The organism is Patescibacteria group bacterium, assembly GCA_041659905.1.
Taxonomy (GTDB): domain Bacteria; phylum Patescibacteriota; class Kazan-3B-28; order Kazan-3B-28; family UBA10110; genus UBA10110.
The window spans coordinates 22,204-29,693 of the sequence record JBAZXK010000001.1 but is presented as its reverse complement, the minus strand read 5'-3'; the positions used below and the strand labels follow the sequence as shown (position 1 = coordinate 29,693).

Sequence of the window (7,490 nt, the reverse complement as noted above, 5' to 3'; positions counted from 1 at the left end):
CCGAGTAATCTCAAAGCTCCGGAATAGAGACCAGCCTTGGGACCACTAGTAAAGAGACCGGTTTGAGTAACATTACCGACTTGAGAAGTAGAATACTTCCCATCAATACTCCAGAGGAAACTGGTCTTGTTGGTAATGTCTTGGTTGTTCTGGTCATAAGAGCGGGCTGTAAACTGCTTGGTCTTGCCAGGCTCAATGCCGAAGCTAGAAATAGCCAAGCCATTGGCATCGACAATTTCGACCCTTAGACTATCGGCAGCTATAGCGGTAGGCACAACCATATATGGAAACATGGAAGCGGCTAAGAAAATACCGCCAAACATAATTACGCCAAACTTGCGCCAGTTTTTCAGCGCTTTACTCATCCTGCGTAGACGGTAATAAATACTCAAACCCAAACCTTTGATAAACAACATTTTCACCTCCTAAGTGAAATTTTAATTAATTTCCACCCCATTTCTAGCCACTTCTTAACTCTATCATGGACAGGCTTGGGGGAAACCGTGTCCATGACAGAACCGAGAAATGACTAGGAATGGAGCGGGGAACGGTTTTTAAGCCGTTCCCACGCACTGTCCATTAAATCGTAAGGTGCTTTAGGAAAAAGAAACTCTGTTGGGTTTTTCAGCCTGCAATCACTGTGATGCAGAAGATTGCTGCCGCCCCAAGAGGGCTTTCGCCCTGCTCATATCCGCTCTCTGATTCGTACGGAGTAGCGCTTACCTTGTAGATACCTGGCTGACTATAGTAGAAGTCAACCGACCAGGATGGTTGATCCACCAGAGTCTTTAAAAATGGGTTTCCGTCAGTAGGATACGGTTGCAGCACTTCCCAGAGGATAAAACCAACTCCTTCCGGGATCGGCTGAACCAGTTCAATCTTACTTCCCTGTTGGCTAGTGCCTCCATAATGGAACTGAGGCGTTCCATCTAAAGGATATAAGTCTTGGCCAGCTGGTGGTGGAACTGGACCAGTGTCAGTCCAAATATTGTTCTGGCACTTCCACAAATGACCATTGATGACCTCTGGCCCGTCGGGATGGAGCTCATCACATGTCTTTGCCGGTGGCGGAGGGGGAGGAGGAGTGCTACCAGCATTCAGCCGTAGTCTGAAGTGTAAATAACATAACACTCCAGTGTCTGAATTTGTTGGGTCCTCGTCGTAGGCTTCTGCTACAAACGAGATTTTTCCAGTACCACTATAAATAGTCACCGGCCACACCAGAGACGTCAAGAATGCGACGTTTTGAGGAGGTGAAGATGCCAACATAGGCGGTTGTCCTCCTCCGGACTCGATACCGGCTTGCCTAACATCCAATCGGGCTGTGTCCAGCCCGGAATACAAGAACCAGCTTCCATCAACCATTCCCTGGATTTGGAACCTTAAGTTCCGGATTTCTCCAGGATAGATGTCGATGATTTTTTCATCGTAAGTCATCGACTCATATACCGATCGGCCGCCGGGCTGGAAGTTAGTATCAACTAACTCCATTCTCCATGCAGTCACCAGATCGACTGGTGGAATGGTTTGCGGCATGACAGTAGATCCGCCGCCTCCGCATGAGATAGACAGCAGCATCATGACTGCCAGGATGATCCCGGCGAACAGAAAATGTTTTTGTCTCATAATGAGACCTCCGCGCCAGGGTTCGCCTGGCTGAATTTTCCTTATTTGCCCGCAAGATTGAGATTTTGCAGACAGAATTCCAGTGGAGAGTGGGTCGTTAACCAAACCCCCTTAATTTAATATCAAAGGGTACAATCAATTAACAAGCTACCTCTGCACCACCAGAATTCTGCCCGCAAAACCATATCAAAACTCACCCAATACCTGCTGTCAGGCCTTCTCCTATTACTTGTTCGAACCTGCCTACCGGCAGGCAGGCGCAGTGAGAACTACGGATTTAGCAGTTCTCGCTCCGCTCGAACAGTAGTTAGAATGGCTTTTGACGGCAATAAAACAGATATGATCTGTTTTCCCCTCCTAATTGGGTTTGTTTTTGTATTTCCTCTCGCGGTCTAAGACTTCTCCTAGACGCTCAAGGTACAATTTAGTACTTGTATGGTATAACAATCTGCCATAAATGTCAACTATTTCCTCTCCCAGAGCTGTAAATTCCCTAATTCTATATATTTCATTTACTAATTCACCCCTCAACAGAGATTTTGGGCTTTGGAACAACTTCGTTAACATGAAAATCAATAATGTGGTCATTTTCACCAAAAAAGAATTCGCCCTCAAATTTCTTGCCAGCTAAGAACAAAGGCAACCAATGGCGGTCATCTTCCCACATAGTGTCAAAAGGAATTTTATCGGCGTCAAACCACTGTGGGAGCATCTCTTCTGTTTCTACTGGTTCACCCATAAATTTATCCACCCTAAAAATATGCATCTCAACTATTAGCCCTCCGGTATTGTGAAAAATTAGATTGCCTACCTCTTCTAGTGCAGTGACTTCTAAATTCGCCTCTTCTTTCAATTCCCTGATAGCAGCTTCGGTTATGGTTTCGTCAGACTTGATCTTTCCCCCAAAACCATTCCATCTCCCCTCCCCAAATCCTCGCTTTTTTAGCCCCAACAAAATCTGCCCGTCCTGTTGGATCAGACACAACGTCATTATTTTTTTCTCAACAATATCCATTGATTTGTAGTTAAGAATTATTATCTCTTTTAACTAATCCGTCAAAAGCTAATCGGGAGTAATCAGATACATGAATATCTTTCAAATGATATATCTGATTGGTGGAAAATATTTTCTTGTCTGCCGGATCCAGGCCTAGCATCGCAATCGCCTGATCGATCTGTTCCCAGGTTGAGGCTTCGATCTCTAAATAAGGCTCTAATTCCGGCCAAATATCGATATCAAATTCGATGCCATCTTTTATCCAGCGAATCCGTTTGTTTTCGGCATAATGTTTTTCCACAAATCCCAGCCTAGTCAGTAATAAAGCGGTTTTATCGAAATCGCTGACATGAATCTCCACTTCTTCCATGCCCGTATCCGAAGTGGTTCCATCGTGAGTTTGCACGCCCAGTCTTTGTTTGAAGCTAAGAGCGACATGATCCTCTTCATCTCGCAGTCTCAACCAAGCCGCTTGTTTGTCTAAACGCCAATCCGGATAATCAAAAACTCGCCGGCGATAGAAGAACTCTTTCACTTTTTCAGCTCCGATGGCAGCCAATTTACCCTGGATCTCTTCCGGGTCAACATTCAAAAATTTTACTTCAATCTCTTCCATAACTACTTATTCTACCCCTACTCTTTTTCTAGGCAAATTTTTATAGAATTCCGTAACCATCTATTTCCCGCACCATTTTATGATTCTTCTAAAATGATTCTTTCTTTAAATCCTCCTCTACTCTCCGCTTTTTTGTCTTTGAGTATTTGCAATTCTGATTTATCCCAACCTTTAAAATCGCAGATGGCCTCTAAAACCTCCAAGATGTCCGCGACCTCTTCTCTGTTTTCACCTTGTTTGAACTCGTCCACTTCTTCTTGCAACTTTTCCTTGAGCTTCTGCCAATATTCCTGTTCGTTAGCAATGTGACTAGTAAACTTTCCACCTTTCTCTTTAATAATCTCAGGTATTCTATCTCTAACTAATTTATCGTATCTCATGGTCTTTATAAATCAGCGGATATGATTTACTTGCCACAACATTTTTTATATTTTTTGCCAGAACCGCATGGGCAGGGGTCATTGCGGCCAATCTTCGAATTATTGGTTTCTTTACTCCCACCTCCCCTAACCCCTCCTCTGGCAGGAGGGGAACCTGCTGTTATTTCTTTCGCTTCATCCTTAAAGTCGCCTTTGGGTTCTTCGGCTCCTTTCATGGCCATTTTTTTCCTGGCTTCCGTTTCTGCTGGCGGCGGAGTTTGAGGGGTTATTCTCACCCGGAAGATCATATGCGTCACATCCGAAGCAATTGCTGCGAGGAGTCGCTGGAACATAATGTAGGCTTCTTGTTTATATTCAGCCAAAGGATCTTTCTGGGCATAACCGATCAACCCAATCCCCTCCCGCATCCGAACCATCGCATCTAAATGATCCACCCATAACACATCAACAACTCGCAGACAAACTGCCCGCTCCACTTGCCGCCAAGTGTCTTCGCCGACTTCTTTTTCCCTATCTCCATAGGCCGCTTTAGCTTTTTCTAATAACCACTCGATAATGAGCGACTGTTCATTAAATGATTTGATTTTACCTTCATCGTCTGCGGAAAAATTGAAGATAGTTTTTACATTTTCAATAACTTCGGATAAATTCCAAGTTAATTTATCATTTCCGACACAATGGAAATTAACAATCCCCTCAATTTCGCGCTTGATATCCTGCCAAATTTCTTCTTTTAAGTTTTCGTTCAATAAAATCGCTCGGCGCTTATTGTAGATTACTTCCCTTTGCCGATTCATTACATCGTCGTATTGCACCACATGTTTGCGAATATCAAAGTTGTGGCCTTCGACTTTTTTCTGCGCCGCTTCAATACTGGAACTAATCATTTTGTGCTCAATCGGCATATCCTCCGGCACATGCATCGTTTTCATTAACCCTTTCATCCGATCCGAACCGAACAATCTCATCAGATCGTCTTCCATAGATATAAAAAACTGCGAACTCCCCGGATCGCCTTGCCGCCCGGAGCGGCCTCGGAGCTGATTATCGATCCGGCGAGATTCATGTCGTTCCGTGCCCAGAATATGCAGCCCGCCCGCTTCCCGCACGCCTTCACCTAGTTTAATGTCCGTGCCTCGCCCAGCCATGTTAGTGGCAATGGTGACTTGATTCTTCTGTCCGGCATCTTTAATGATCTCGGCTTCCCGTTCGTGCTGTTTAGCATTTAAAACATTATGCGGAATGCCATCTCGCTTCAGCATATCCGAAAGTAATTCCGATTTTTCAATCGCAATCGTACCCACCAATACCGGCTGCCCTTTACCGTACCGCTCTTTGATTTCCCGAACTACGGCATGGAATTTAGCGGCTTCATTCACGAAGATCAGATCATTTAAATCTCGGCGCACCATCGGCTGATTTGTCGGAATCACCACCACCTCTAGGCCATAAATTTTGTAAAATTCCTCTTCTTCGGTTTTGGCCGTACCTGTCATCCCGGCTAATTTATGGTAAATCCGAAAGTAATTCTGAAAAGTGATGGTAGCTAGGGTTTTACTTTCCCGTTTTACTTCGACGCCTTCTTTAGCTTCAATCGCCTGATGCAAACCTTCGCTGTAGCGCCGACCAACCATTAACCGCCCAGTAAACTCATCCACAATAATCACTTCGCCATCTTTAACCACGTAATCCCGATCTCTTTTATATAAAGCATGGGCACGCAAAGCTTGTTCAATGTGATGCGCCAGCGTGATATCTCCACTTTCATAAATATCTTTAATGCCAAGTAACTGTTCGACTTTAGTAATACCTTCTTCAGTTAAAATCGCTGATTTCATTTTTTCATCAACGTTATAATCCACATTCGGCGTCAGCGACGGAACAATTTGCGAAAATCTTTTGTAATATTCAGTGGATTCTTCGTCGGGAGCCGAAATAATCAACGGAGTGCGGGCTTCGTCAATCAAAATTGAGTCGACTTCATCAACAATGGCGTAATTTAACTCCCGCTGAACCAAGCCCTCAGCCCCTCCCGCCATATTGTCCCTAAGATAATCGAAGCCAAATTCATTATTAGTGCCGTAAGTAATATCGGCACTATAAGCTTCGCGCCGTTCTTCAGGAGTCTTGCCATGCAGGATTACTCCGACCGATAAACCTAAGAATCTATAAATTTGTCCCATCCACTCCGAGTCGCGTTTGGCTAGATAATCGTTGACGGTCACGACGTGCACCCCTTTGCCGGTTAGAGCGTTTAAATAAACCGGCAAAGTAGCGGCCAAGGTTTTACCTTCTCCCGTTCTCATCTCGGCAATCTTGCCTTGATGGAGAGCAAGCCCTCCCATCAGCTGCACATCGTAAGGCCGCTCGCCCAAGACCCGCTTAGCAGCTTCTCTGGCTACCGCGAAAGCTTCCGGCAAAATATCGTCCACTGTTTGACCGCTTTGCAGCCGTTCTTGAAATTCAACGGTTTTAGCCGTTAATTCCGCATCGCCCAAAGCTTCTATTTTAGGCGCCCAGAGATTAATCTCGGCAACCGTTTTTTCTAGTTGCCGCAAAGCCCCCCGATTTGGGTCGCCAAAAACTTTTTCTAGAAATTTCATTTTTTAATTTCCTTGAAACCTACATGCGGTTGTAACACTTTCGGGATTTTAATACTGCCATCGGGTTGTTGATGATTTTCTAGAATGGCTACTAATATCCGGCCAATAGCTACTCCGGTACCGTTTAAGGTATGGACAAATTCAGTTTCACCAGCCGCAGTGCGGTAACGGATATTAGCTCTGATTGCCTGCCAATCCGTGCAATTACTGCAGGAATGAGTTTCTCGGTAGCGGCCTTGCGATGGCATCCAGCTCTCCAAATCAATTTTTTTAGCCGCCGGCATCCCCAAATCTCCCACCGCAATTAAAACTTTCTGGTAAGGGATCTCTAATTTTTTCAGGATGAATTCTTGAATCGCTACTAGATTTTTAAACTCTTTGGCTGAGTCTTTCGGTGCCACAAATGAGAATAATTCAACTTTATCAAATTGATGTGTGCGAATAATCCCTTTGACGTCCTGGCCATACGAACCGGCTTCTTTGCGGAAACAAGTCGAGAAAGCCGCATAACGTTTGGGTGCGTCGATAATTTCATTCAGGTGATAACCCAAGGTGCTTTGTTCGGAAGTGCCAATTAAATAATGCGTGGCATTTTCCGGATCGTCTAGCTTGTAAACTTCGGCGGCGTGATTGTAGCTCTTAGAAACATAGCCCGCCGCTACCATCACTTCTTCATTTACGATTTGCGGCGTCACTAACAACTCGAAACCTTTCTTTTTAAGTGTTTTAAATAACCAGCGGATCAGCGCGAATTCCAATTCAGCCGCTTCATTTTTCAAGAAGTAAAAACGTGAACCGGAAGTTTTGACACCGCGCTCAATATCAATAATATTCAGAGCCTCTCCTAATTCGATATGGTCTTTGGGGTTATTTAGGTTAGCTGGTTGCAACTTAGACTTTCCCACCACCTCACCATCATTTTCACCTCCTTCAGGTACATCTTTGTCTGGAGGATTAGGAATAGCAGCCCACAGCGGGGTAAGTTCTTCGTGTAGTTGTTTATAGGCAGCTAATTTATCCTTCTCCCGCATTGAAGCTGCCTTACCAGCTTCAATATCCTGGATTTTAGCGGCTTGATTAACTTCCGCTCTGGCCTGATCCAGTTCTATCTGCGCATTCTTTACCTTACTGGCCAGCTCGGCAATATAATTCAAATCGCCCTGCCAACCCTTGCGCGCTAAACCAGCCGCCATTTTTTTGCGGCCTTTATCATCTAACTTAACAAATTCTTTTAATTCCATTTACTTATTTAATTATTTGCTTAACTA

7 protein-coding genes are annotated in these 7,490 nt (G+C 44.5%); all 7 read right to left on the bottom strand.

The genetic code is table 11. The annotated features are described in order from the left end of the window. Window positions 1–416: hypothetical protein (locus tag WC805_00180; GenBank protein MFA5966922.1), on the bottom strand; the 416-nt coding region annotated here is incomplete at its 3' end. 208 nt (window positions 417–624) lie between these two features. Beyond that, window positions 625–1,626 carry a hypothetical protein gene (locus tag WC805_00175; protein MFA5966921.1) on the bottom strand — a complete coding sequence of 334 codons (1,002 nt, stop codon included), beginning with the start codon at window positions 1,624–1,626 and terminating at the stop codon, window positions 625–627. A gap of 520 nt (window positions 1,627–2,146) precedes the next feature. Beyond that, window positions 2,147–2,641 carry an 8-oxo-dGTP diphosphatase gene (locus WC805_00170; protein ID MFA5966920.1) on the bottom strand — a complete coding sequence of 165 codons (495 nt, stop codon included), beginning with the start codon at window positions 2,639–2,641 and terminating at the stop codon, window positions 2,147–2,149. Between the two features lie 10 nt (window positions 2,642–2,651). Beyond that, window positions 2,652–3,239, bottom strand: coding sequence for a CYTH domain-containing protein (locus WC805_00165; protein MFA5966919.1), 588 nt, complete (start codon window positions 3,237–3,239; stop codon window positions 2,652–2,654). Window positions 3,240–3,316: 77 nt separating this feature from the next. Beyond that, window positions 3,317–3,619, bottom strand: coding sequence for a nucleoside triphosphate pyrophosphohydrolase (locus WC805_00160; GenBank protein MFA5966918.1), 303 nt, complete (start codon window positions 3,617–3,619; stop codon window positions 3,317–3,319). Window positions 3,620–3,645: 26 nt separating this feature from the next. Then, on the bottom strand, window positions 3,646–6,222 hold the full coding sequence (gene secA, locus WC805_00155) for a preprotein translocase subunit SecA (protein ID MFA5966917.1): 2,577 nt from the start codon (window positions 6,220–6,222) through the stop codon (window positions 3,646–3,648). Further along, complete coding sequence (gene serS, locus WC805_00150; GenBank protein ID MFA5966916.1) at window positions 6,219–7,463, bottom strand: serine--tRNA ligase; 1,245 nt, start codon at window positions 7,461–7,463, stop codon at window positions 6,219–6,221. Before serS ends, secA begins: the two co-directional genes overlap by 4 nt. Window positions 7,464–7,490 lie beyond the last annotated feature (27 nt).